Below are 22,507 nucleotides of genomic sequence, written 5' to 3' on the forward strand. Positions count from 1 at the left end.
CGAATCCTCGCGATCATTAATCAGCAAGGTGAGTAAATCTATGACGCAGCAAGATACTGCGCAAATCCTTCAGCATTTGCACGAATTCAGCAACCGTTTCAACGACATGATGCAGGAGGTGATTAAGCGCCTGTTGTGTCAGCAAATTCCCGCTGCAATCAATCCGTTTTTGTCTGCTCCTTCTATGACGCAAGCCATGTCTGGCGCGATAAAACTGGATGCGCGTACTTTTTTACAGCAACAAATCCAGTTCCTCGAAAAACAACAACGCCTTTGGCACAACGCCACGCAAGCGTTTATGGGAAAAAATCCCGAGCCGTTGATCAGCGAACCCGCAGGCGACAAACGTTTTAGCCATCCCGATTGGCAGGGACATCCCGCATTTAATTACGTCAAACAAGCCTACTTATTAAATGCGGAATTTATGCAGCAAATGGTGGATGCGCTGCAGTTTGAAGACCAAAAATTGGGAGAGCAGGTACGCTTTTATACACGGCAATTGATTAATTCCATGGCGCCGACCAATTATGTGCTGACCAATCCGGAAGTCTGCCGCGAAATATTGACTTCGGAAGGTGAGTGCTTGGCTCGCGGCATAGACCGCTTTATTCGCGACCTTGAAAACAGTCCGGCGGAAGCGTTCAAAATTACTCAGGTGGAAATGCACGCATACCGGCTGGGAGAGGATTTGGCATATACGCCGGGGAAAGTGATTTATCGCAATCGGCTGATCGAGCTTTTGCATTATTCGCCGAAGATGGAAAAAGTGCACAAGATTCCGTTGCTGATCGTCCCTCCGTTTATCAATAAATTTTATATTTTGGATCTCGATGAAAAAAAATCCCTGGTGCGTTGGTTGGTGGAGCAGGGGGTTGATGTTTTTATGATTTCCTGGGTGAATCCCGACGCATCTTATCGCGATGTGGATCTGGTCGATTACATGTTCGAAGGGTTGATCGCTGCTCTCGATGTAGTGGAAGACGTCTCTGAAAGCAAAAAAATCAATGTGGCGGGCTATTGTATCGGCGGCACCTTGGTGGGAATGGCGCAAGCTTACTTACGTGCAAAAGGTGATTTGCGTATTCATTCGATGACGCTTTTGACCACTTTGTTTGATTTTTCGGAGCCGGGTGAAGTTGGCAACTATATGAATGAAAGCATGTTGCCGACCCTGGAAAAAAGCGTAAAAGCCAACGGTTATCTCGATGGGCGGATTCTCGCTTTAGGGTTTAGCTTGCTGCGGGAGAATAATCTGTTCTGGTCGTTTTTCGTAGAAAATTATCTGAAAGGCAAAGACCCGGTTCCATTCGATATTTTGTATTGGAACAGCGATTCCACAAATTTACCTGCGGCGGCTTATTTGTCCTATTTGAACAAAATGTATATCGAAAACCGCTTGCGCATACCTGGATCCATACAGATCGATGATGTGCCCTTGGATCTCGGAAAAATCGACACGCCCACCTACTGTCTGGCAGCGCAGGCGGACCATATCGTTTTGTGGCAGGCGGCCTATCGCAGCGCCCGATTATTAGGTGGAGATGTGCGTTTTGTGCTCACAGAATCGGGCCATGTGGCCGGTGTGGTCAATCCGGCGGAGCGGGGAAAATACGGCCATTGGGTGGCCGACGGGGGTTTACCCGAAAGTCCCGCCGACTGGCTTGCGCAAGCACCGCTGGTTACAGGTTCGTGGTGGCGGGATTGGAAAACATGGTTGGAGCATAGGTCCGGCAACTGGCGCGCCGCTCGCCAGCCGGGTAATAAACGCTTTCCTCCGCTTGAGGAGGCGCCGGGCCGCTATGTCACCGTTCGGTTGGAAAAACGTCTGGATAACGAAGAGCGCCAGCGTGCTACCGATACAACACCTGCTTAACCCGTTTTATGTGCGCAGGTCTGGGCAAGCAGGGCAGGGGAGCAAGACAGGGATGAACCCGATGCCTTTTTAATGAGCTGTTATACTTCAGACATGCATGTCCGATACGCGTCGGGCGCTTTTATATAAAACGGAAGAGATGTGCTGTGATTACCATTAAAAAGTACCCCAATCGACGTCTCTATGACACGTCCAAGAGCCAATACGTCAATTTGGACGCAATCAAAGAATTGGTCATGACGCATAAGGAATTCGAGGTCTTGGATTCAAAAACGGGGGAAAACCTCACCAAAAATATCCTGCTGCAAATTATTACCGAGCAGGAATCCAATGATCAGCAATCGCTGCTGACGCAAACGGTTTTAAAACAGTTAATTCGATTTTATGGCAGCGATATGCAAGGCTTTATGCGTCAGTATATAGAGCAAAGCATTGCCATGTTTCTGGAGCGTCAGGATGCGTTGCAAAGTGCAGTGTCGGAATTGATGGAGACTGCGTCGCCGTTGGCTGCGTTCAACAAAATGATGGAAACCAATATGAATTGGTGGCGCCAATTTACCGGAGTGGATCCCATGGCGGCTCACAAACCCAACGGTGGAAGCGGGGATAAATCCGCTCCTGAAGAACCAAAATAATTTTGTTTTGCAGACGACCAACCTCCTTAACGACCAGTCTCTTATAGCATAGGCGTGTTCCTTTATAGCAAAAGAGTCTAAAAGGATTCTTTTGCGGCGCAGCAAGTCGTTGACCCTCCGTGTTTTCCCGTCCTAAACTAAAGTCATATTGCAATGCAGCAATGTGGCGGTTTGAGTCTTTCATCCATCGGAGATCGGTCATGTACGAGAAATTTTTCGAGCAAGCGCAATCAAGTCTGAAGCCCATTAGCGAATTGGTAGCTCTCAACGCCAAGATTTTTGAGCAGGCAGCGGAGAAGCAAGCGGCGTTCTTCAAAGATTTCGTTAATGACAGCATCGCTTTCACCAAGGAACTCAGTTCGCAGAAAGACTATTCCGGTATCTACCAAACTCAAAAAGCCTATTTGGAAAATCTGCAAGAGAAGTGGATTGCTGCATCTACAGACGCTTACGAAACCTTTACTGCCAACCAAGAAAAAATTGGTGAAGTCTTTAAACGCACAACCGCGGTTTAATTGATCGGTAATCTTCAGTTAATTCTGGTAACTGATGATTGGATCCATTGGAAATTGTTGTTGGGTAAGTCCTCATCCTACGGGTTCATCCCCGGAAGCCTGACAAGAGTCAGGCTTTTTTATTGAACAATCGGATTCTATTTACTGATTTTATTGCAGCAGCGGATGAATTTTTATTGCAAAGGATAAAGAAACTAGCGGAATTTTAAGTTTCTGAGCAAATCCTACGAAATCACGCAGGTGAAATAACCGCGTCCAGTGAATGTCAACGAGGAGCTGTGACTATGTACGAGAAAGCATTCGAACAAACCGAGCGACTATTTAAGCCACTAAGCGAAATATGGGCAGTACAGGCGCAGACGGCCGAAACGCTGGTAAGGCGGCAGTCTTCTGTCATGGTCGATGTTTGGAATCAAGGCGTACTGGCGTTGCAGAGCATTCCAGGGCAGCGCAACATCGAAGATGTTTTGAAACTCCAGAAGGATTACTGGGAAAATTTAAGTGGAACCGTGCGTGAGTTGGTGGAAGATACGCAAGGCATTTTGTTGGAGACGAATCAAAAAATTACTGAGATTCTGCAAAGCGCTGCACCGGAAGCTGGCAAAGCGGTAAAAGAAGCCGCCAAGACGGTTGCGGATAATGTGATTGATGCTTCCAAAAAAGCTGCTCCTGCAGCAAAAAAGATCGCTGAAGCAAGTGCACCAATTGCTGGTGCTGTTTCCGCACCTATCGCTAGTTCTGCGTCTGCTGCCAGTCCCGTTCCTCCAACGAGTGTGGCAGCCGCGGTGAATGCAGTTTCGAGCGAGAAAAAGCCTGAGACACCTGCGGTGAGCGCGGCGGCTGCCAAATTGAGTGGGAAGGATGAAAAGAAATCCCCTTCGAAAAGCATAACTCCGCCGAAAACCGCCGCATCTACAAAAGCGATTGATGCCAAATCGGCAGCGAAAAGTGCTGACGGCAACAAATCTGGCAAGTTGTTGTGATCTTAGGTTTTCTTAAATCGATCTGAAATTTTATTAAATCCAAAATAACCCCGACCCAAGCCGGGGTTATTCTTCTGTCAGCACATATATTGCCCGCCGTTAACCGATAGAGTGGATCCAGTAATAAAACCGGATTCATCCGCCACCAGAAATTCCACGCAGCGAGCCACTTCATCTGCTTCTCCCAATCGACCCGCAGGAATTTTGGCAATGATTTTTTCCAGAATTTTTTCTGGAACTGCGCGCACCATTTCGGTTGCTATATATCCCGGTGCAATGACGTTCACGGTAATGCCTTTGCTGGCATTTTCTTGTGCCAAAGCTTTGGCAAAACCAACCATACCCGCTTTGGCGGCGGCGTAATTGGCTTGGCCGAATTGTCCTGCCTGGCCGTTGATGGAGCTGATATTAATGATGCGTCCGAAGTTGTGTTCGCGCATTTGTTCTATGACCAGGCGACTCAGATTAAAGCAGGAATTGAGATTGGTATTGATTACGTTGTGCCACGCCTCTTCAGACATTTTATGCAGAGTGCTGTCGCGCGTAATGCCCGCATTATTGACTAGAATTTCGATATGCCCCAGATCGCGATTCACTTGATTAATCGCCTCCTGGCAAGCCGCAAAATCAGAAACGTCGAATTTTAATACCGGAATATCATGCTGCTCCCGGAACGCTTCCGCTGCGGTGTCATTTCCAGCGTAATTTGCCACGACTCGATATCCGGCTCGTTTCAAACGCAAAGAAATGGCTGCGCCTATACCTCTAGTGCCTCCAGTGACTAATGCGAGTCTACCCATGATGTACTCTCCTGTTCAGTGTGAGGGATTGACCTTGTTTCTTCGTTTGGTGTGACGAAATTTTTATTGCGCGTGGGCATTGCCCGGAAAAAGTGGGCATAGCCCTAAAGAAGTGCTGCACGTTTTGAAACCGGTGTTTTAAAAACCGATTTTAAGGTCGTTTCCATACGGCCGTTTATTCGCGGTTGTGCAGAAACCGGATGATGAAAATTGATGATTTAGTGAATGGCAGCTGCGGTAAAAACAGTAATTCGAAGGCTATGCTTATGCGACATAGTTCGCAATAGCGCTGTGTCGATTTAAGTGTAAAGACGCAAACGTAGCGGCCAGAAAATTGAATTCGCGCCAAGATGCCCAATATAGAAATGATCAACTGTGCGGAAACCAACCTAATTCTATTAATTGAATTTGCGCTTGGCTTTTCGTAACGTGCCGGGCCTCGGCCGATTGAAATTGATATGAGGGGGTAGATACGTGCAGACCTATAAAGTAGATATCACAGAAGCCAACGCCCGTGAGCAATTGATTGACGAGTCGTTCAAGCGCCCGGTGCTGGTGGATTTTTGGGCGGACTGGTGCGGCCCCTGTAAGTCATTGATGCCGATTTTGGAAAAACTGGCGGAAGAGTACGCTGGGGATTTTCTGTTGGCCAAGGTCAACGCCGACGAAATGGGCATGATTGCCGCGCAGTTTGGCGTACGTAGCCTGCCGACAGTTATGATCATCAAAGATGGTCGTCCGATAGATGGATTTGTTGGCGCCCAGCCAGAGACCGAAGTGCGCAAGCTGCTCGACAAATATTTGCCGAAACCTTGGGATAAACAACTCGCCCAAGGGCACGACTTGTTGGAAGCGGGTGACGCTTCAGCTGCGCTGGCCCCTCTTAAAGAAGCCTATGAGTCATCTAATCAAAGAGCGGATATCGCCTGCGCTCTGGCGGACGCCTATATCCAGCTCAACCGCATCCCCGAAGCGCAAGCGGTGCTCGATAAGATTCGTTTGGCCGATCAGGGACATGAATATGAATTAGTGAAAGCCAAACTGGAGTTGGCGCAAAACGCCCAAAAGGCGCCTGAGATTCAGGCGCTGGAAGAGCAATTGGCGGCGGATCCGGAGAATGGCGACGTCAAATTCCAACTGGCTGTCCAGTACTCGCAGCACGGTTATCACCGGGATGCGCTGGAGCTGCTGCATCAACTGTTGCAGAAAAATCTCAATGCCCGCGATGGTGAGGTGAGAAAGATTTATACCGATGTCATCGCGGTGCTCGGTAAAAAAGATCCGCTCGCCGTCGAGTACCAGCGCAAGCTTTATTCCCTTCTTTATTAATCGGCTAAGCCGCTCATTTGGGAAGCTTCCATTGGGCGGCCCGCTATCCTGCTCTCTGGGTTATTTGTCTTGATGCTGGCATAATGCGTCGCCTTGCGATGCCGGCGCCTGCCGCAGCGAATCGCAGAGAGATCGGTCGCTCCGGTCGAGTTTTCGTAATCACCAACTATTGCCGAGGATGCGCATGCAACCGCACGTAAAGCCCGCCAACCCGAATTTTTCCTCAGGACCCTGTAGTAAACGCCCTGGATATGATGTAAGCAAACTTTCTCTCGACGTTTTGGGACGGTCTCACCGTTCGAGTCTGGGCAAGGCAATGTTGGAGAAAGCCTGTGTGGAAACCGCTGAACTGCTGGGTCTGCCACAAGGTTATCGCGTTGGTATAGTGCCGGGTTCCGATACCGGTGCTGTCGAAATGGCTCTCTGGTCTCTGTTAGGACCGCGTCCGATCGACGTACTCGCCTGGGAATCCTTTGGTTCCGGCTGGGTAACGGATATCACCAAACAATTGAAACTGAAGGACGTAAGAGTTCTGCAGGCGGATTACGGCTATTTGCCTGACCTCACCAGCGTCGATTTCAGTCATGACGTGGTGTTCACCTGGAACGGTACAACGTCCGGCGTGAAAGTCCCGAACGGGGACTGGATCCGCGATGATCGCGAAGGTTTGACCATCTGTGACGCGACTTCCGCTGTATTCGCCATGGAAATGCCCTGGTCGAAGCTCGACGTTGTGACTTTCTCCTGGCAGAAAGTGCTCGGCGGTGAAGGTGCGCACGGCGTATTGGTCCTGAGTCCGCGCGCCGTTGAGCGCCTGGAATCCTACACACCACCCTGGCCGATGCCGAAGCTGTTCCGCATGACCAAAGGCGGCAAATTGGAAGAAGGTATCTTCCGCGGCGAGACTATCAATACGCCTTCCATGTTGTGCGTGGCGGATTATATCGACGCTCTGTCTTGGTTGCGTTCTATCGGTGGCACTGCTGGCGCGATCAAAAAATCGCTTGAATCTCTGCGCGTATTGCAAGATTTCGTCGCTGAGAACGACTGGATCGAGTTCCTGGCAAAAGATCCGGCAACCCTGTCCAACACCAGCGTGTGCTTCACCCTGAAGGCGACTCCAGACCAAGTGAAAGCTCTGATCAAACTGCTGGAAAAAGAAGGTGTGGCTTATGACATTGGCGCCTATCGCGACGCGCCTCCCGGAATCCGCATCTGGTGTGGTGCTACAGTCGATACAGCCGACATCAAAGCTCTGCTGCCTTGGCTGACCTGGGCCTATCAACAAGTCACTGCGGCTTAATTTCGATAGAACAGAGCCGTTGCGCCGCCTTGTGCGGCGCAGATCCAAAAAACGGGCAAAAAAAACCCCGGAAAACCGGGGCTGAATCGAAGAAACAAGGTTTTACCATTCTGAAAAACGCAGCAATTGTTTTTCAGCAAGGTAATTTCCTTAAAGCAGAAATTAGGCCAACTCGAAAAACCTAATAAAATCAAACGACTGTATCTTTGCTGGTGTGCGAGTGTAAACAATCTCGACAGGCAAATTCCTCTGCTGCCAAGCAGGTCTTGTGATTGGATACGCTCCAAAAAAGTTTTGGCAAAAACAGTCTTGGCAGAGACAAATCATGTCCGCTGACTCGGACTTTGGAGTGTGTATGTTTCACGTCAGAACCTATAACAAAATCGCCCCTAAAGGGCTGCGTCGCTTTAGCGCGGATAAATATGAAGTCGGACCGGAAATTCAGAGTCCGGACGCCTACATATTGCGCAGTCATAAATTGCACGGTGAAGAAATTCCGGCCTCTCTGCTGGCGGTTGCCAGAGCGGGAGCGGGTGTTAACAACTTGCCTGTTGAGGACTACACCAAGCGCGGCATAGTGGCTTTCAACACCCCAGGCGCTAATGCCAACGCTGTAAAAGAATTGGTCCTTGCTGCCATGCTGCTCGGCTCGCGGGACATTATCGGCGGTCGCCAGTTTGTCGAAACTCTCGGTCATATGACCGACGCCAACGAAATGTCCAAGCTTCTGGAAAACGAGAAAAAGCGTTTTGCCGGTAACGAACTCAAAGGCAAGGTTCTCGGTGTTGTAGGTCTGGGTGCTATCGGCTCCATGGTTGCCGATGTCGCTCTGGCGATGGGAATGGAAGTGCTCGGTTACGATCCAGCGCTGTCTGTGGAGGCCGCTTGGCGTGTATCCAACCAGGTGCAGCGTAAAGAAAGTCTCAATGCGCTGCTGATGGCATCGGATTACATAAGCCTGCACGTGCCTGCGATTCCTGCTACCAAGCATCTGATCAACAAGGACACGCTGGCACTGATGAAGCCGCACGCAGCGCTGATCAACTTTGCCCGTGAATCCATCGTCGATCCGGATGCAATCGTCACTGCGCTGGAAGCTGGCAAACTGCGTCAATACGTTTGCGACTTCCCTGAGCCTGTATTGATCGGTCGCAAAGGCGTGATCGCTCTGCCGCACATAGGCGCGAGCACGGAAGAAGCGGAAGAAAACTGCGCGGTTATGGCGGCGGATCAGATCCGCGACTTCCTGGAGAACGGCAATATCACCAATTCAGTGAATTTCCCGCAAATCTCTATGGGACGTGTGGAAGGTACAACTCGCATCACCTTCAGCAACGAAAACGTTGCCGGTGTACTCGGCGATGTGTTGTCCATCTTTGCGGAACACAATGTCAACGTGGTCGACATGATGAACAAGAGCCGCGATTCTGTGGCCTACAATATTCTTGATCTCGCGGTTGCGCCGTCCGAGCAAGCGTTGGAGGCTTTGCGCAAAGTCAAACATGTTATCCGCGTAAGAGTTATCCCGGCGTAATTCACGCGCACCCGGAGTCTTAGAAACTCCGGTTTTTTACCTTGTCTGCAAACGGGGTGTTCGTGGTATCGACAAAGTGGCTAAAAGTGGTGGTTCTGCTGGTGTTTTTTGCCCAGACCACTCTGGCTTTGGCGGTACCATGCTCCTCTCATCTTCATTCCCAGTCCCACCTCTCTGATCAGCACTCTCCGAAGGTGGACCATCATCACTGCGATGAAATTGCTCCGGCGGATACGACTTCCGTCGATTCGCTCAGCGACTGTTGCGGCGCTGGCTTTTTATGCCCGTCGGTCAACAGCATTGGGTATGTGCCGCAGGTTGTTGCGGACGTGAATCCCCACGCGGGTTTTTCCCTCGTTTTTAATTTGCATACCTCTTTTGTACCGGATGAGCCGGTCTTCTCGCTGTATCGCCCTCCCATTGTTTGAACCTCCTAAACGTCTGGAATTATTTCCTTTGTAAAAGGCAGGCCTGGCTTGGCCTTTGGATTTGTTAGTGAGGAATGTATGAAGCGATTGTTATCCGTGGGGTTGCCGGCGGAAATTGACCGTGAGCGGCGTCAATTCGTCTTGGGAGCCGCATCGGTATGCGCATTGAGCGCGGTAGCACCTCTGACGCGGGCGCAGGTTTCTGATGTGAAGGTTCAGCAGCCTGAACCGGCGGTATTACGCGACCATCAATTGGAGCTGCAAGTCGGCGAACAGCGGGTCAATTTCACCGGTCGGCCGCGCATTGCCACTACGGTCAACCAAAGTCTGCCTGCGCCGATTTTGCGCTGGAGGGAAGGGCAGGAGGTGGTGGTGCGGGTTCGCAACGGGTTGAAGGAAGATACCTCCATCCACTGGCACGGGATTATTTTGCCGAGCGAAATGGACGGTGTTCCCGGGCTGAGTTTTGCCGGTATCAAACCGGGAGAGACCTTTGAATACCGCTTTAAACTGCGCCAGAGCGGCACCTATTGGTATCACAGCCATTCGCATTTTCAGGAACAGAGCGGGCTGTACGGCGCAATTATTATCGACCCGGCAGAGCCGGACCCGGTGCAATACGACCGCGACTACGTAGTGCTGTTGTCCGACTGGAGCGATACCCCGCCGCAGCAGATTTACACCACCCTGAAAAAGCAGAGCCACTACTACAACCGCCATCGCCGCACGCTGGGAGATTGGTGGCGGGATGTGCGCCAGAAGGGCTTTGGGCAGAGCGCCAGGGATCGGGCCATGTGGAATCACATGCGCATGAGCGAGACCGATCTCGCCGACGTCACAGGTTTTACCTACACCTATTTGATGAACGGCATTACCCCGGACAGCGGCTGGGTCGGGCTATTCAATGCCGGAGAAAGGGTACGGCTGCGAATCATTAACGGCTCGGCCATGACCTTGTTCGATGTGCGTATACCTGGTCTGAAAATGACGGTAGTGGCGGCGGACGGGCAGAACATCAAACCGGTGGAGGTGGACGAATTCCGCATAGGAGCGGCGGAAACCTACGATGTGATAGTGGAGCCTGCGGCGGATCGCGCTTATACCATCTTCGCCCAGAGTATCGACCGCTCTGGTTATGCGCGCGGCACACTTACGCCCGATCTCCTTCTGCAGGCGGAAATTCCCTCGCTGGACCCAAGGCCGGTTTTGTCGCATGCGGATATGGGGATGGGACATTCCCATCATGTGCAGGATGCGCGTTCGGATCATCCAGGTGATCATCAAGAACATTCGGCCCATCAGCATCATTCGCCAATTGACCATTCCGCCCACACAGGTCATTCCTCTCATACGGATCACTCGTCCCATATCGATCAATCGTCACATCAGCAGCATGAAAATCATGGGCACCATCACGGCACTCATCACGACCATGCGCAGACTGTTTCTGGCAAAACCCTCGCGCCCGCCGGTTTCGGCGCGAATTTTGGCGAGGCGGTTGCGGTGGTACACCCGCGAAGTGAATTCGGCCCGCAGGTGGATATGCATAGCTCCCAACCGGTCAGTGGTATTGGCGATCCGGGCGTGGGTTTAAGGGATAACGGACGGCGAGTATTGACCTATGCGGATCTGCGCAGCCTTCAGCCGACACGGGACAAGCGCGAACCCTCGCGTGAAATTGAGCTGCATCTCACCGGCAATATGCATCGCTATATGTGGTCGGTGAACGGCATCAAACATGCGGAAGCGCCGCCGATTGTGCTGCAGCACGGTGAACGGGTGCGGTTTATTCTGGTGAACGACACCATGATGACCCACCCATTTCATCTGCACGGTTTGTGGAGTGAGCTGGAGACCGGCGACCGGGATTTTATTCCGCGCAAACACACTGTGTTGGTGCAGCCGGGGTCGAAGGTCAGTTATCTGGTGACTGCTGATGCCAAAGGCCGTTGGGCGTATCACTGTCACTTGCTTTATCACATGGCAGGTATGATGAGGGAGGTGCGAGTTATATGAACAAGTTACTCGCGTTAGGAATGTCTCTGAGTGCGCTTCTGGTAACGCCAGTATTCGCTCATGAAGATGATGATCCGGTGATCGTTAGTGTGACAGTGGATCAGCTCGAGCGGCGGTTCCGGGATGGTGACGACTCCTGGGCGCTGGATGCAGAAGCTTGGGTGGGTACCGATCTCAACAAATTGTGGTTAAAGCTGGATGCGGAACGTTCCCGCAGTGATACCGAGGCGCTGGAGTTGCAACTTCTCTACGGCAGAGCCTTTTCGCCTTATTGGGAGTGGTTGGTCGGCGTGCGGCAGGATATAGATCCCGATCCTTCACGTACCTGGGGTGTTGTGGGGGTGCAAGGATTAGCCCCGTATTTTGTTGAAACGGAGCTATCGCTATTTATCGGCGACGATGGCGATGTGGCCGCACAGCTGGATCTGGAATACGAGCTCTTGTTCACCCAGCAACTGATTTTGCAGCCAGAATTGTCTTTGAAAGCATACGGGCAGGACGACGAGGACTCGGGGCAGGGTTCTGGACTTGCAGATATTTCCTTCGGTCTTCGCTTGCGCTACGAAATCCGCCCTGAGTTTGCACTTTATGTGGGTTGGCAGTGGAGCAAACAATACGGCGATACGGCGGATTACAGTCGCGCTGCCGGTAGCCCAACAGAGCAGGGTATGGCGGTGGTAGGGCTGAAAATCTGGTTTTGAGCGCTTTCTGAGCAGTTCCGCAAGGGCGAAAACTATGCCCTTGCATTGCGACGCAAAAACCGGATAATGCGCGGCTCGGCAAAAACGCTTGCCGCATCGCAATGGTGGCCCTGTCCGGTCCCCTCGCAATGGTCAACCGCGAACCCCGCCAGGCCCGGAAGGGAGCAACGGTAGTGACTTGATCGTGTGCCGGGGTGTGGCTGGGTGGGGTCATCTCCATCCTTCCCCGTTTTATATTTCTGATTTCCCTCTGAAATAAGCAAACTTGCCGACGATTTGTCATGGTGTTTGCCAGCTTGTCCCGTCAGTCCGCTATAATCCCGCGCTTCATTGAGCAGAGATCTTTCGAGTGAGTTATCAGGTATTAGCCCGCAAATGGCGTCCGCGCACGTTTCGCGAAATGGTGGGGCAAGAGCATGTGCTCAAGGCCCTGATCAACGCGCTCGACCACAATCGCCTGCACCATGCCTATCTGTTTACGGGTACTCGCGGGGTCGGTAAAACCACCATCGCGCGTATTCTCGCCCGTTGTCTCAATTGTGAAGTCGGCATCAGCTCAGCGCCTTGTGGCGAGTGTTCGGCGTGTCGGGAGATCAACGAAGGCCGGTTTATCGATCTGATCGAAGTGGACGCGGCGTCGCGCACCAAGGTGGAGGACACCCGCGAACTGCTCGATAACGTGCAATACGCGCCCACCCGGGGTCGCTTTAAGATCTATCTGATCGACGAAGTGCACATGCTCTCCAACCACAGCTTTAACGCGCTGCTGAAGACCCTGGAAGAGCCGCCGGCGCACGTCAAATTCCTGCTCGCTACCACTGATCCGCAAAAACTGCCCATCACCATTCTGTCCCGCTGTTTGCAGTTCAATCTGAAGAACATGAGCCCGGAGCGCATAGTGCAGCACCTGCATTACGTGCTGACGCAGGAAATGGTGCCGTTCGACGAAGCAGCTTTGTGGCAATTGGCGCGTTCCGCCGATGGCAGTATGCGCGATGCCTTGAGCTTGACCGATCAGGCGATTGCTTTTGGCAGTGGCAAGGTGTCATCCGAAGATGTCACCGCTATGCTCGGCACCATCGACCATCGGTTTATCGAAAAACTGATGCTGGCGTTGATCGAAGGCGACGGCGCAACGCTACTGCAGGCCGTGGCCCAGTTTTCCGAGCAGTCGCCGGATTACTACAGTGCGCTCGGCGATCTGATCACTTTGTTGCACCGTATTGCCATAGCCCAGGCTCTGCCGGAGGCGGTGGACAACAGCTATGGCGATCGCGAGCAGATTTTGAAATTTGCCCAGATGCTGACGCCGGAAGATGTGCAGCTGTTCTATCAGACGGGTTTATTAGGGCGGCGCGACCTGCCCTTGGCGCCCGATCCGCGCAGTGGTTTTGAGATGACGCTGCTGCGCATGCTGGCGTTTAAGCCGCAGGGTTTGGTGGATATACCGACGCGTCCGTTGGCGAAGCAAGCGGTTGCCTTGCCGGATCACGAAGGGGGACAACCCGCAAAAAAGTTTGAACCGGAGCCAAAAGAGTCGCCCGCACGGGCGGCTCTGATGTCGGCATTGCAGGCTCCACCGGCGCCCCGGGCTTCCAACGATTTGCCCGCTGAACCTCCCAAGCCAGCACCAGCGCCTCCACCACCACCGGTTGCGCCTCCAGTGTCAGCGGAACCGCCGGTACACCAAGCAGCGCCTGTGCAACCAGCATCAGTAGCTGCGCAATCAACACCAGTATCTGCGCCGCCAAAAGCGCCGACGCCGGTCTTTTCTGCGCCTGGCGCGGTCAAAACCTTAGGAGAATTGGAGCCGGAAAATTGGATCGCGGTGTATCAGGCGCTCAACGTGCGCGGCATTTTGCAAAGCACTGCGGCGAACTGCATTTTGGCCGAGCGCCGTGGCAACCATTTGTTTTTTGCGCTCGACCAGGACAAAGGCAGCCTGTTTGATGCATCCCATCGCCAGCGGTTGGCGGATTTGCTGCAGGAATATTTTGCTGAGCCGGTGCAGGTAACTATCGAAGTCCGCGAATTACCGGCCGGTGTGGAAACGCCGGCTATGTGGCTTGAGCGGCAAAAACGTGAAGCGCGCGAAGCAGCCATTCAGCGCCTGCGCGACGATCCGCTGGTGCAACAATTGGAGCGCGAATTAGGCGCGACGCTGGACGAAGAGTCCGTAACTTATTCATGAGCCTTTTAGGTTCGTAACGAAGTGAGGTGTAGCCATGTTTAACATGGAAGACATTATGAAGCAGGCTCAGGCCGTGCAAGAGAAAATGCAAAAAATGCAGGAAGATCTCGCCAATGTTGAAGTGGTAGGCGAGGCCGGCGCAGGACTTGTGAAAGTCACTATGACCGGACGCAACGACGTGCGCCGCGTGACTATAGATCCGAGCGTGCTGAGCGAAGAGAAAGAATTCCTCGAAGATCTGCTGGCTGCCGCAGTCAATGATGCTCTGCGCCGTGCCGATGAAGCCAAAACCCAGAAAATGGGCAGTCTGGCCGCCGGGTTCAATATTCCACCTGGATTCAAGATGCCGTTCTAAGCTTCTTTGGATCTTTGCTTCTTGGACCTTTCTGTTGACGCATTTCCATTCTGAGACTTCGCTGTGCTGAGTCCCCTGATCGACCACCTGATCCGCTCCCTGCGCATTCTGCCGGGAGTAGGACCTAAATCCGCCCAGCGCATGGCGCTGTATTTGTTGGAGCGCAATCGCGAAGGCGCCCTGGCGCTCGCTCAGGCCATTACCAATGCTGCGGAACATGTTAAACACTGCGTCAGCTGCCGGACTTTGACCGAGCAGAACCAGTGCAGCATCTGCGCGAATCCACGGCGCGATGCGAGCCTGCTGTGTGTGGTGGAAAGTCCCGCCGATATTTTTGCGCTGGAGCAGTCAGCGAGTTTCAACGGCAAATACTTTGTGCTGCATGGGCGACTTTCGCCAATTGATGGCATAGGTCCCGCAGAACTGGGAATGGATAAATTGCTGGAACGTCTGAACGGCGTTACCGAAGTGATTGTCGCCACCAATCCCACCATGGAAGGGGAGGCGACAGCGCATTACATAGCCGAAAAGGCCAAGCAGCGCGGCATTAAAGTGACGCGTATTGCCCACGGAGTGCCGATCGGCGGCGAGCTGGAATATATCGACGGCGGTACCCTGGCGCATGCCCTCGCCAGTCGGCGGGAGTTGTGATGGAAAAACAAGATTCTGAAAGCACTGTGGCCTTGGGTGAGTGCCGCCAGCCAATTGTCTGGGTTGCCGATTCCGCGCAATTAGATGTTTTGTGTGAGCGTTGGAAAAGCTTGTCGTGGCTGGCGCTCGATACGGAATTTATGCGCATCGACACTTTTTATCCGGTGCCTGCATTGCTGCAGATCAACGACGGCACGGCGAGTTATTTGATCGATCCGCTTTCTCTCGACGATGTCACTTCGCTGCGAGCTTTGATGGAGTCGCCGGACGTGCAGAAAGTGTTGCACGCCTGCTCGGAAGATCTGGAAGTTTTCCAAATTCTGCTCAACTGCCTGCCGGTCAATTTGCTCGATACCCAAGTCGCCGCAGCTTTTTGTGGTTACGGCTATTCCGTCGGTTACGCCAACCTCGTGCGCGCTGTGCTCGGCGTGCAGCTTCCCAAAGATGAAACCCGCTCCAACTGGCTGCAGCGCCCACTGACCGATGCGCAGCAGCGCTACGCGGCATTGGATGTGGAATATCTCTATCAAATCACCCTGCACCTGAAAGAGCAGCTTGCGAAATTGGGCAGACAATCCTGGGTGCAGGAAGAGTGTGATTTGATGGTGCCGGCTTTTCTGGAAAGCCAGAAATTAAGCAATGCCAGCGCGAGATTTCGCGGTGCCTGGCGCTTGAACCAGCGGCAGCTGGCGGTGCTGATGGAGTTGGCGGCGTGGCGCGATCAGACCGCACAGAGCCAAAACATTGTGCGCGGCCATGTGCTGCGCGACAAAAGCGTTTTTGCCATAGCGGAAACATTGCCCACGCATATTTCCCAGCTGCGCAAAGTGCCGGAGCTGTCGGACAAATTGATTCGTCGCTACGGTGATCGCGTAATTGAAATCGTTGAGCAGGTGCGCGCCATGCCGGAAGAGGATTTACCACCGCGCTTGCCGCGTCCGCCCGGTACTGCGCAGCAAACACGTATCAACGAAATGCGCGATGCACTGGCGCAAGTGGCAGAAGAATTAAAGGTTGCCCCGGAATATCTCGCCCGGCGCAAAGATTTTGAGTTTATTATGCGCGCCCTCCAGGAGGGCAAATCCGGTGATGATTTGTTTCCGGCGAGTTTGAGCGGTTGGCGCTCTGAATTCGTCAAACCTTGTTTGCAGAAATTTTTATGAACGGCGTTCTTTGCAACATTTATCGCAGCTCCAAAAAAGACGAAACCTATTTATATGTGGAAAAAAGCCGCGGTCTCGCCTGCGTGCCCGAAGCATTATTGGAACTGTTTGGAAAACCCGAGTTGGTGATGACGCTGTTGCTAAATGAACAACGCCGTCTCGCCAGAGCGGATATCGCCAAAGTATTGGAAGCGCTGGCGGGGCAGGGCTATTACCTTCAATTGCCTCCGCCGCCCGAAACCTATATGCAGGAAATCAATAAACACAATGACAAACTCATCTGAGCTTTCTCCGGTTGAACTGACGGAACACATACAGGATCTGCAAGCTCGTTTGGCTTTTCAGGAAGATGCGCTGCAGGTGATGAGCGAGCAGATGGCTTTGCAAGCACAGGAATTGCAGATGGTGCGTGAACAGATGCAGGTGCTGAATAAAAAACTCAACGATCTGTTTTATCAGATGGAACAGCGTGCGGAAGCTCCTCCAATCGAGCGCCCCCCGCATTACTAGGAGCTATCTCAAAATCAGTCGAGCGCAGGCGTTTTGGTGATGACTTCTAATAGATCGAACCCTTACACGGATACGACATGTACACACAAGAAGAATATTTGTACGGCTGGTTGATGTATGCAGGTGGAGCATTACTGCTGATTGTGTGCGGCTGGGTTTTGACGGCTCGCATTCCCTGGAATTCATTGCGTCAAATCATCCGAGCCTTGGGCATTACAACCCTGTGTGTGCCCTGGTATGCCGACGCCGATAAGCAATACCTCGCCCCGGCGTGGATCATTGCCGCGTTTGAAGGACTTTTTGATAAAAATTTCTGGCGTGCTGGCGGACCCCTGTTATCAGCACTCGCTGTAGCGTTTGCGATGGCGGTATTGATTTTAGTGATCGCTCGTTTTTCCGGACGTGGAAAAGCGGAACAAGCCGATAACGAATAGGTTTATGTCTTTCGCGCTTCGTATCCTTTCCTTGATTTCCAAGTAAATTAATTCCCTGGCTTTGGCCAGGGAATGTCCCTCCTTCGATAACGCCTTTCCCCAGCTATAACCACCTGCCTCTGCTATAACTAATCAAAGCTTTTTCTCTGAAAAGAACGGTGTCATCCCGGTAAAGGAAAAGCCACGACTGACGGACCAACTTTTAAAGCGGGAAGCCAAACACAATCAGTCGCACTCCGGACGGATGACTATGTCGTCGCACAAACGATTTTTCTCATTACATGCTTATCTGACCTGGCTGCTATGGCTGTGCTGTGTCAGTGCGGGCGCCTGGGCACAGGGCGACCAGAAGCCAGATGTGCGTTTAGTCATAGATGTGTCCGGCAGCATGAAGCGCAATGACCCCAACAATCTGCGTCAGCCAGCGGTGGAGCTATTGGTGCGGATGGTGCCGGACGGTGCCAAGGCTGGGGTGTGGACCTTTGGTCAGTCCGTCAATATGTTGATTCCCCATCGCACGGTAAATGCCGAGTGGCGCGCAGTCGCCGCACGCAAAGCGGGCGATATCAATTCTGTAGGCTTGTTCACCAACATCGGCGGCGCCTTGGAAACTGCGGCTTACGACCTGCAAAAGCGCGATCCGAGTTATCTCACCAGTGTAATTCTGCTGACCGACGGCATGGTGGATATTTCCAAATCCGCGGCCGAGAACGAGGCGGAACGGCGGAGGGTGGTGGAGCAGGTTTTTCCGAGTCTCAAGCAGGCGGGATATAAAGTGCATGCGGTGGCGCTTTCGGACGAGGCGGACATGGCGCTGATGGAAAAGCTGGCGCTGACCACCGGAGGTACCTTTGCTGTGGCGAATACCGCAGATGATCTGATGAAGATTTTTTTGCGCGCGTTCGATCAGGCCGTGCCGAGTCAAAAAGTCCCTCTGCAAAACAACCGCTTTTTGGTGGATTCCAGCATTGATGAATTCACCGCGCTGATTTTCCGCACAGATCCAGCTGAGCAGACCCGCTTGATCGGCCCTGATCAGCTCGTCATGCGCTCGGACAAATTCCCCAAAGACGTCAGCTGGCTGCGGACGCGGACATATGATCTGGTGACAGTAAAAGATCCTTACGAGGGCGAGTGGCAGATAGTGGCGGCCTTTGGGCCGGAAAGCCGCGTGACCGTGGTCAGCAACTTGGCCCTGCGGGTAAAAACTCTGCCGAACAACCTGTTTCTGGGGGCCTCCGAAACCTTGAGCTTTGTTTTATATGCCGATGGCAAAGCGGTAACTGATAGAACCTTCCTGGGTTTGCTGCAGGTTAACGCCAGCCTGAGATACGGCAGGACCGAAGACGCGGTGGCGGAACCTGTATGGTCGACGACGGTGGCAGGCGACAGTGCCGATGACAAAGGTGTATTCACCATCCCCTTGCCGACCCTGGAAAAAATGGGGGTGTACGATCTGCAGCTGAGCGTCGACGGCAAAACCTTTCAGCGGCAGTTTTCCCATCGCATCTCGGTGCGCGAACCTTTCAGCGTCCATCTGGAAGATAAATACGACAGCAACGGCGTTCTTCAGCATCTCCTGACCGTACGGGCCCATAGCGAACAGATTGATCCGCATCAAACTCAGGTTGCGGCCTCTGTTATCAATCCCATCCGCCGCCGGTTGGTGCGCCCAATGGAGCTGGTTGACACAGGCGAGTGGCGCACGACTGTGCCCATGGATTATCCGGGCGAATACAAAATTACCGTGCAGGTGAGCGGTACGGATACATTGCGCGAGCCCTTTAATTACGAATTGACCCCGGTTACTTACACCCGGGGAGACGAAGACCCTTTGTTTGCGCCGGAACCGAAAATTTCAGAACCAGAGCCGCAACCCCAGCCACAGCCAGAACCGCAACCCGTGGCGCCTGAACCGGAAGTTGTGGCCGAACCGGAACCCGAGGAGGAATCCGGAGCCTTGCGCTGGTTGTGGTATGCGCTTTTAGGTTTAGGCAATTTTGCGATTCTTGCCGGTGGCTATGGGCTGTGGCGCTGGTGGCGCCGCCGCAAGTCCGAAGGTGAAGGAAATCTCTTGATACCGGAGACTGCTGCCGCGTCGGGCACCCCGCCTTCTGAATCCCGTAAAAAGCAGCCTGTGAGTGCAGCCCCGGCGCGTGAAGAAGAACCGCCTATGGAAGATTTGGAAGATGACTCCGAAGATGACTATGACATGATGGCCATGGACGACTTCGAGCGGGATCTGGTCGATAAGGTAATGGCTGGAGAGCCGCAAAAGGCCAAAGATGATTTTGCCGCGGAGATTCGCCGTGCTCAGGGCTTGGATATGGGCGAGAAGGAACTGGACGAGGCGATTACGACGCTGATTGATGAGCTGGATGGCGAGCGCCCTGAAGTGACGCTGCCACCGGACGATTTGGATGACTTTCCTATGGACGACAATCCATAAAGGCTGCCGTCCGGTGATGGCGATTGGCTCCTGGTGACGCTCCTTAATGGACGAGGACGAAATAGATCACTGCACCCAGGATCAAGCGGTAGATGACATAGGGCATCATGCCGAAACGGTTGAGCCACTGCAGGAAGTAATGAATCGCCAGTATGGCCGTCACGAATGACACGAACCCGCCGATCAAGAAAAGACTCCAATCGACCGCTATATCGCTCTGCGCCAATTCGGAAATTTTGGCTGCAGCGGCCAGAGTCGTGATCGGAATTGCCAGCAAGAATGAAAAACGTGCGGCTGCTTGACGATTCAATCCCAACAACAATCCGGCAGTCAGGGTAATGCCGGAGCGGGAAGTGCCGGGAATCAATGCCAGCGCTTGCGCCACGCCTATCACCGCCACATCCAACCAGCGCAGTTTGCTCAGATCGCGAGTGCCTTTATTGGTGAGATCCGCAAACCCCAACAGCAGACCGAATACCACTGTAGTGATCGCGATAACGGCATAGGACCTCAAGGTGGTGTCGACTAGATCCATCAAGGCGAGGCCGGCTAGCCCAGTAGGAATCGTCCCTAATACGACCGCCCACGCCAGGCGGCTCTGACCAACCTGCTGGCGCCGGGCAATCGAAAGCAATCCGTCTTGTACTATGGTGATGAGGTCTTTGCGGAAATAAATCACCACTGCCAATAAGGTGCCCACGTGAACGGCCAGATCGAACGCTACCCCTTGGTCCTGCCAGCCGGTAAACACCGGCACCAGAATAAGGTGGGCTGAGCTGGAAATAGGCAAAAATTCGGTCAGTCCCTGGATAAGGCCCAGGATAATCGCTTGAAGAGTCGTCATAGAGACTGTCTGTCGCTGGTTGAAGTCGGTTGGAGATCGGAGGACATAAAGAGAAGCAGCTTCCTGTCCGGCTAGAGGTTGTGCTTAGGGTGTAGAATGCTGCGTTTGACGCCGTATGCAGCGGCGGCGAGTTTAACAAAAAACTCATGCCCGACCACCAGTTCGCGAGGTGATTTTGCTTAACGCCTTCCAGAAACTGCGCCAGGAATTGTTGGCGCGCTCCACCCGGCCCTTTCTCGCACGCGGAAAATCCGTAGCTCGCTGTGACCAATGTCAGCTGGCGCAACAGGCGTGCATATGCCCATGGCGCAGGTCATTACAGTCCTCGGTGGACTTTGTATTGCTGCTTCACCATGACGAAGTCTTCAAACCGACCAATACCGGACGCTTGATTGCCGATATTTTTCCCGCCAATACCTTTGCCTTTGAATGGTCGCGCACGGAACCGCCGCAAGAGCTGTTGCATCTTTTAGCGGACCCGGCGCGTTTTCCGGTCATTGTCTTCCCTGCGGAAGGCGGTTCGGGCCGCATTGTCTACCAGGATGCTCCACCAGCCACAGATGGGCGACGTCTGACCATGGTGTTATTGGACGGCACCTGGCGGCAGGCGAGCCGGATGTTTCGGGCAAGTCCATGGCTCAGCCATTTGCCGGCATTTACCTTTGCTTCACCGAGAGAAGGGCAATACGCCGTCCGCCAGGCGATTCGCGAAGGCCAACTGGCGACAGCGGAAGCCGCTGCGGAGATTTTGCGTCTGTGTGGTGATGAAAATGCGGGGCAGGTGTTGAGCGATTATTTCGCCGTGTTCAACGAACATTATTTGGCCACCCGCGGCAGCCGGCCGGTCCGTCCGCTCGCGGAACATGATCGACTCGCTGGAGCTATGGAGCCGGTATGAATTTGTCGTCCCTGGAATTAAAAATCCCACCGGCTGCGCAGGTGGTGGTGATCGGCGGTTTGATGTGGTTGATGGCCGCGATCAGCCGCGAATTTCTTCTGCCATTGGCGGTGCGCTGGTGGGCGGCATTCTTGTTTATAGGTTTGGGGATGGTGTTGATTCTCGCCTCGGTTTGGCAATTTCGTCGCGCCCACACCACGCTGACTCCCTTGGAACCAGATGCGGCATCGGCTCTGGTGACATCCGGCGTCTACCGCGTCAGCCGCAATCCTATTTACGCGGGTTTTTTGCTTTGGTTGTGCGGCTGGGGTTGTTATCTCGCCAATCCTTATGCCTTTATCGGTCCCGTGATCTTTGTGATCTATATGAACCGCTTCCAGATACTGCCGGAAGAGCGCGCACTGCGTGAACGCTTCGGTGCGGAATACGACAGTTATTTTCGCTTGGTGCGGCGCTGGCTTTAGCCGTCCACCGCAGCCATGGCCGCCAATTCTCCGCCGCGTTCTTCAATGTCCAAACCGGTGCTGCACTTCAATATCTCGTTGATCTCATGCGATTCCATCGACCCCCAGTTGTAGCGCAGCAGGGCATCTTCCAACTGTGTAATGTAAGTGGCGATATCGTTGATTTCGCTGGGGCTGAGGGCGATTTTGGGGGCGTTGGCTGTATGAATAACACCGATAACCCGGTTGCGCAGACCTGGATCGCAAGCGTTTAGATCGAGAATGCCGTAGTCGGAAACCTGTGACTGAATATCATCGTCGGGATTCATAAAAAGCTCCGTAAGGAGAAGAGAAGGCGAGTTTTTAGCAGATTTATTCGTCCGCGTCTCGCTTAAATAAATGAATCCTCACTTGGTTATTTCGTCCAAGTACGACAAAGAGAAAGCCAGTTA

The 22,507-nt window shown here is 53.1% G+C and carries 23 protein-coding genes and 1 other RNA gene; 21 read left to right on the forward strand and 3 right to left on the reverse strand.

Annotated elements, in window-relative coordinates; genetic code table 11:
• Positions 1–40 precede the first annotated feature (40 nt).
• From DWB84_RS03125 to DWB84_RS03140, 4 genes are all read left to right on the forward strand, one after another.
• Entirely contained in the window at positions 41–1,873 is a 1,833-nt protein-coding gene (locus DWB84_RS03125; RefSeq protein ID WP_187408283.1) for an alpha/beta hydrolase, read from the forward strand.
• A gap of 146 nt (positions 1,874–2,019) precedes the next feature.
• Complete coding sequence (gene phaR / locus DWB84_RS03130; RefSeq protein WP_187408284.1) at positions 2,020–2,508, forward strand: polyhydroxyalkanoate synthesis repressor PhaR; 489 nt, start codon at positions 2,020–2,022, stop codon at positions 2,506–2,508.
• A gap of 200 nt (positions 2,509–2,708) precedes the next feature.
• A complete protein-coding gene (locus DWB84_RS03135) occupies positions 2,709–3,023 on the forward strand; it encodes a phasin family protein (RefSeq protein ID WP_187408285.1) in 315 nt (104 codons plus the stop codon).
• A 284-nt stretch (positions 3,024–3,307) separates the two neighbouring features.
• Positions 3,308–4,006, forward strand: a complete 699-nt coding sequence (locus DWB84_RS03140; protein WP_187408286.1) for a phasin family protein — start codon at positions 3,308–3,310, stop codon at positions 4,004–4,006.
• 77 nt (positions 4,007–4,083) lie between these two features.
• Here the strand turns inward: DWB84_RS03140 and phbB are convergent, their stop codons facing one another.
• Positions 4,084–4,806: an acetoacetyl-CoA reductase gene (phbB, locus tag DWB84_RS03145; RefSeq protein ID WP_187408287.1), complete on the reverse strand. Its 723-nt coding sequence runs from the start codon at positions 4,804–4,806 to the stop codon at positions 4,084–4,086.
• 474 nt (positions 4,807–5,280) lie between these two features.
• Between phbB and trxA the strand changes: the two genes are divergently transcribed.
• The 15 genes from trxA to DWB84_RS03220 all read left to right on the forward strand — a co-directional run bounded on the left by trxA (position 5,281) and on the right by DWB84_RS03220 (position 19,870).
• The gene (gene trxA / locus DWB84_RS03150; RefSeq protein WP_187408288.1) at positions 5,281–6,135 is read left to right on the forward strand and encodes a thioredoxin; all 855 of its coding nucleotides are present in this window, start codon (positions 5,281–5,283) and stop codon (positions 6,133–6,135) included.
• Between the two features lie 184 nt (positions 6,136–6,319).
• Entirely contained in the window at positions 6,320–7,438 is a 1,119-nt protein-coding gene (locus tag DWB84_RS03155) for a phosphoserine transaminase (protein WP_187408289.1), read from the forward strand.
• Positions 7,439–7,793: 355 nt separating this feature from the next.
• The gene (locus tag DWB84_RS03160; protein ID WP_187408290.1) at positions 7,794–8,972 is read left to right on the forward strand and encodes a phosphoglycerate dehydrogenase; all 1,179 of its coding nucleotides are present in this window, start codon (positions 7,794–7,796) and stop codon (positions 8,970–8,972) included.
• A 62-nt stretch (positions 8,973–9,034) separates the two neighbouring features.
• Positions 9,035–9,400: a hypothetical protein gene (locus DWB84_RS03165; protein WP_187408291.1), complete on the forward strand. Its 366-nt coding sequence runs from the start codon at positions 9,035–9,037 to the stop codon at positions 9,398–9,400.
• 78 nt (positions 9,401–9,478) lie between these two features.
• The gene (locus tag DWB84_RS03170) at positions 9,479–11,416 is read left to right on the forward strand and encodes a copper resistance system multicopper oxidase (protein WP_187408292.1); all 1,938 of its coding nucleotides are present in this window, start codon (positions 9,479–9,481) and stop codon (positions 11,414–11,416) included.
• A complete protein-coding gene (locus tag DWB84_RS03175; protein WP_187408293.1) occupies positions 11,413–12,117 on the forward strand; it encodes a copper resistance protein B in 705 nt (234 codons plus the stop codon). Before DWB84_RS03170 ends, DWB84_RS03175 begins: the two co-directional genes overlap by 4 nt.
• 112 nt (positions 12,118–12,229) lie before the next feature.
• Positions 12,230–12,326, forward strand: an RNA gene (gene ffs / locus DWB84_RS03180) — signal recognition particle sRNA small type.
• Between the two features lie 140 nt (positions 12,327–12,466).
• Complete coding sequence (gene dnaX, locus DWB84_RS03185) at positions 12,467–14,308, forward strand: DNA polymerase III subunit gamma/tau (protein ID WP_187408294.1); 1,842 nt, start codon at positions 12,467–12,469, stop codon at positions 14,306–14,308.
• A 34-nt stretch (positions 14,309–14,342) separates the two neighbouring features.
• Positions 14,343–14,663 carry a YbaB/EbfC family nucleoid-associated protein gene (locus DWB84_RS03190; RefSeq protein WP_187408295.1) on the forward strand — a complete coding sequence of 107 codons (321 nt, stop codon included), beginning with the start codon at positions 14,343–14,345 and terminating at the stop codon, positions 14,661–14,663.
• A gap of 63 nt (positions 14,664–14,726) precedes the next feature.
• Complete coding sequence (gene recR / locus DWB84_RS03195; protein WP_187408296.1) at positions 14,727–15,314, forward strand: recombination mediator RecR; 588 nt, start codon at positions 14,727–14,729, stop codon at positions 15,312–15,314.
• Positions 15,314–16,477 (forward strand): ribonuclease D, encoded by a 1,164-nt coding sequence (rnd, locus tag DWB84_RS03200; protein WP_187408297.1) that lies wholly within the window; start codon positions 15,314–15,316, stop codon positions 16,475–16,477. The genes recR and rnd overlap by 1 nt, the downstream gene beginning before the upstream one ends.
• Positions 16,474–16,761, forward strand: coding sequence for a YcgL domain-containing protein (locus DWB84_RS03205; protein WP_187408298.1), 288 nt, complete (start codon positions 16,474–16,476; stop codon positions 16,759–16,761). The genes rnd and DWB84_RS03205 overlap by 4 nt, the downstream gene beginning before the upstream one ends.
• Entirely contained in the window at positions 16,745–16,987 is a 243-nt protein-coding gene (locus DWB84_RS03210) for a SlyX family protein (protein WP_255428798.1), read from the forward strand. The genes DWB84_RS03205 and DWB84_RS03210 overlap by 17 nt, the downstream gene beginning before the upstream one ends.
• Before the next feature lie 77 nt (positions 16,988–17,064).
• Positions 17,065–17,421: a hypothetical protein gene (locus DWB84_RS03215; protein WP_187408299.1), complete on the forward strand. Its 357-nt coding sequence runs from the start codon at positions 17,065–17,067 to the stop codon at positions 17,419–17,421.
• Between the two features lie 250 nt (positions 17,422–17,671).
• Positions 17,672–19,870, forward strand: coding sequence for a VWA domain-containing protein (locus DWB84_RS03220; RefSeq protein ID WP_187408300.1), 2,199 nt, complete (start codon positions 17,672–17,674; stop codon positions 19,868–19,870).
• Between the two features lie 43 nt (positions 19,871–19,913).
• On the opposite strand, the gene DWB84_RS03225 is transcribed toward DWB84_RS03220, so the two are convergent.
• Positions 19,914–20,714 (reverse strand): undecaprenyl-diphosphate phosphatase, encoded by an 801-nt coding sequence (locus DWB84_RS03225; RefSeq protein ID WP_187408301.1) that lies wholly within the window; start codon positions 20,712–20,714, stop codon positions 19,914–19,916.
• 175 nt (positions 20,715–20,889) lie between these two features.
• Between DWB84_RS03225 and DWB84_RS03230 the strand changes: the two genes are divergently transcribed.
• Both DWB84_RS03230 and DWB84_RS03235 read left to right on the forward strand, forming a co-directional pair.
• Complete coding sequence (locus DWB84_RS03230; RefSeq protein WP_187408302.1) at positions 20,890–21,612, forward strand: tRNA-uridine aminocarboxypropyltransferase; 723 nt, start codon at positions 20,890–20,892, stop codon at positions 21,610–21,612.
• Entirely contained in the window at positions 21,609–22,076 is a 468-nt protein-coding gene (locus DWB84_RS03235) for an isoprenylcysteine carboxylmethyltransferase family protein (protein ID WP_222867995.1), read from the forward strand. Before DWB84_RS03230 ends, DWB84_RS03235 begins: the two co-directional genes overlap by 4 nt.
• Here DWB84_RS03235 and DWB84_RS03240 read toward each other — a convergent pair.
• The gene (locus DWB84_RS03240; RefSeq protein ID WP_187408303.1) at positions 22,073–22,384 is read right to left on the reverse strand and encodes a hypothetical protein; all 312 of its coding nucleotides are present in this window, start codon (positions 22,382–22,384) and stop codon (positions 22,073–22,075) included. The genes DWB84_RS03235 and DWB84_RS03240 overlap by 4 nt on opposite strands.
• Positions 22,385–22,507: the final 123 nt, after the last annotated feature.

Origin of the sequence: Saccharophagus sp. K07, from assembly GCF_014336955.1 — a bacterium.
GTDB lineage: Bacteria > Pseudomonadota > Gammaproteobacteria > Pseudomonadales > Cellvibrionaceae > UBA5868.

Bases quoted from the DNA above. Each gene is read 5' to 3' on its own strand.
- DWB84_RS03125 (WP_187408283.1), top strand. From the start codon at position 41: ATGACGCAGCAAGATACTGCGCAAATCCTTCAGCATTTGCACGAATTC.
- DWB84_RS03135 (WP_187408285.1), top strand. From the start codon at position 2,709: ATGTACGAGAAATTTTTCGAGCAAGCGCAATCAAGTCTGAAGCCCATT.
- DWB84_RS03140 (WP_187408286.1), top strand. From the start codon at position 3,308: ATGTACGAGAAAGCATTCGAACAAACCGAGCGACTATTTAAGCCACTA.
- phbB (WP_187408287.1), bottom strand. From the start codon at position 4,806: ATGGGTAGACTCGCATTAGTCACTGGAGGCACTAGAGGTATAGGCGCA.
- DWB84_RS03155 (WP_187408289.1), top strand. From the start codon at position 6,320: ATGCAACCGCACGTAAAGCCCGCCAACCCGAATTTTTCCTCAGGACCC.
- DWB84_RS03160 (WP_187408290.1), top strand. From the start codon at position 7,794: ATGTTTCACGTCAGAACCTATAACAAAATCGCCCCTAAAGGGCTGCGT.
- DWB84_RS03170 (WP_187408292.1), top strand. From the start codon at position 9,479: ATGAAGCGATTGTTATCCGTGGGGTTGCCGGCGGAAATTGACCGTGAG.
- DWB84_RS03175 (WP_187408293.1), top strand. From the start codon at position 11,413: ATGAACAAGTTACTCGCGTTAGGAATGTCTCTGAGTGCGCTTCTGGTA.
- DWB84_RS03190 (WP_187408295.1), top strand. From the start codon at position 14,343: ATGTTTAACATGGAAGACATTATGAAGCAGGCTCAGGCCGTGCAAGAG.
- rnd (WP_187408297.1), top strand. From the start codon at position 15,314: ATGGAAAAACAAGATTCTGAAAGCACTGTGGCCTTGGGTGAGTGCCGC.
- DWB84_RS03205 (WP_187408298.1), top strand. From the start codon at position 16,474: ATGAACGGCGTTCTTTGCAACATTTATCGCAGCTCCAAAAAAGACGAA.
- DWB84_RS03210 (WP_255428798.1), top strand. From the start codon at position 16,745: ATGACAAACTCATCTGAGCTTTCTCCGGTTGAACTGACGGAACACATA.
- DWB84_RS03215 (WP_187408299.1), top strand. From the start codon at position 17,065: ATGTACACACAAGAAGAATATTTGTACGGCTGGTTGATGTATGCAGGT.
- DWB84_RS03220 (WP_187408300.1), top strand. From the start codon at position 17,672: ATGTCGTCGCACAAACGATTTTTCTCATTACATGCTTATCTGACCTGG.
- DWB84_RS03225 (WP_187408301.1), bottom strand. From the start codon at position 20,714: ATGACGACTCTTCAAGCGATTATCCTGGGCCTTATCCAGGGACTGACC.
- DWB84_RS03235 (WP_222867995.1), top strand. From the start codon at position 21,609: ATGAATTTGTCGTCCCTGGAATTAAAAATCCCACCGGCTGCGCAGGTG.
- DWB84_RS03240 (WP_187408303.1), bottom strand. From the start codon at position 22,384: ATGAATCCCGACGATGATATTCAGTCACAGGTTTCCGACTACGGCATT.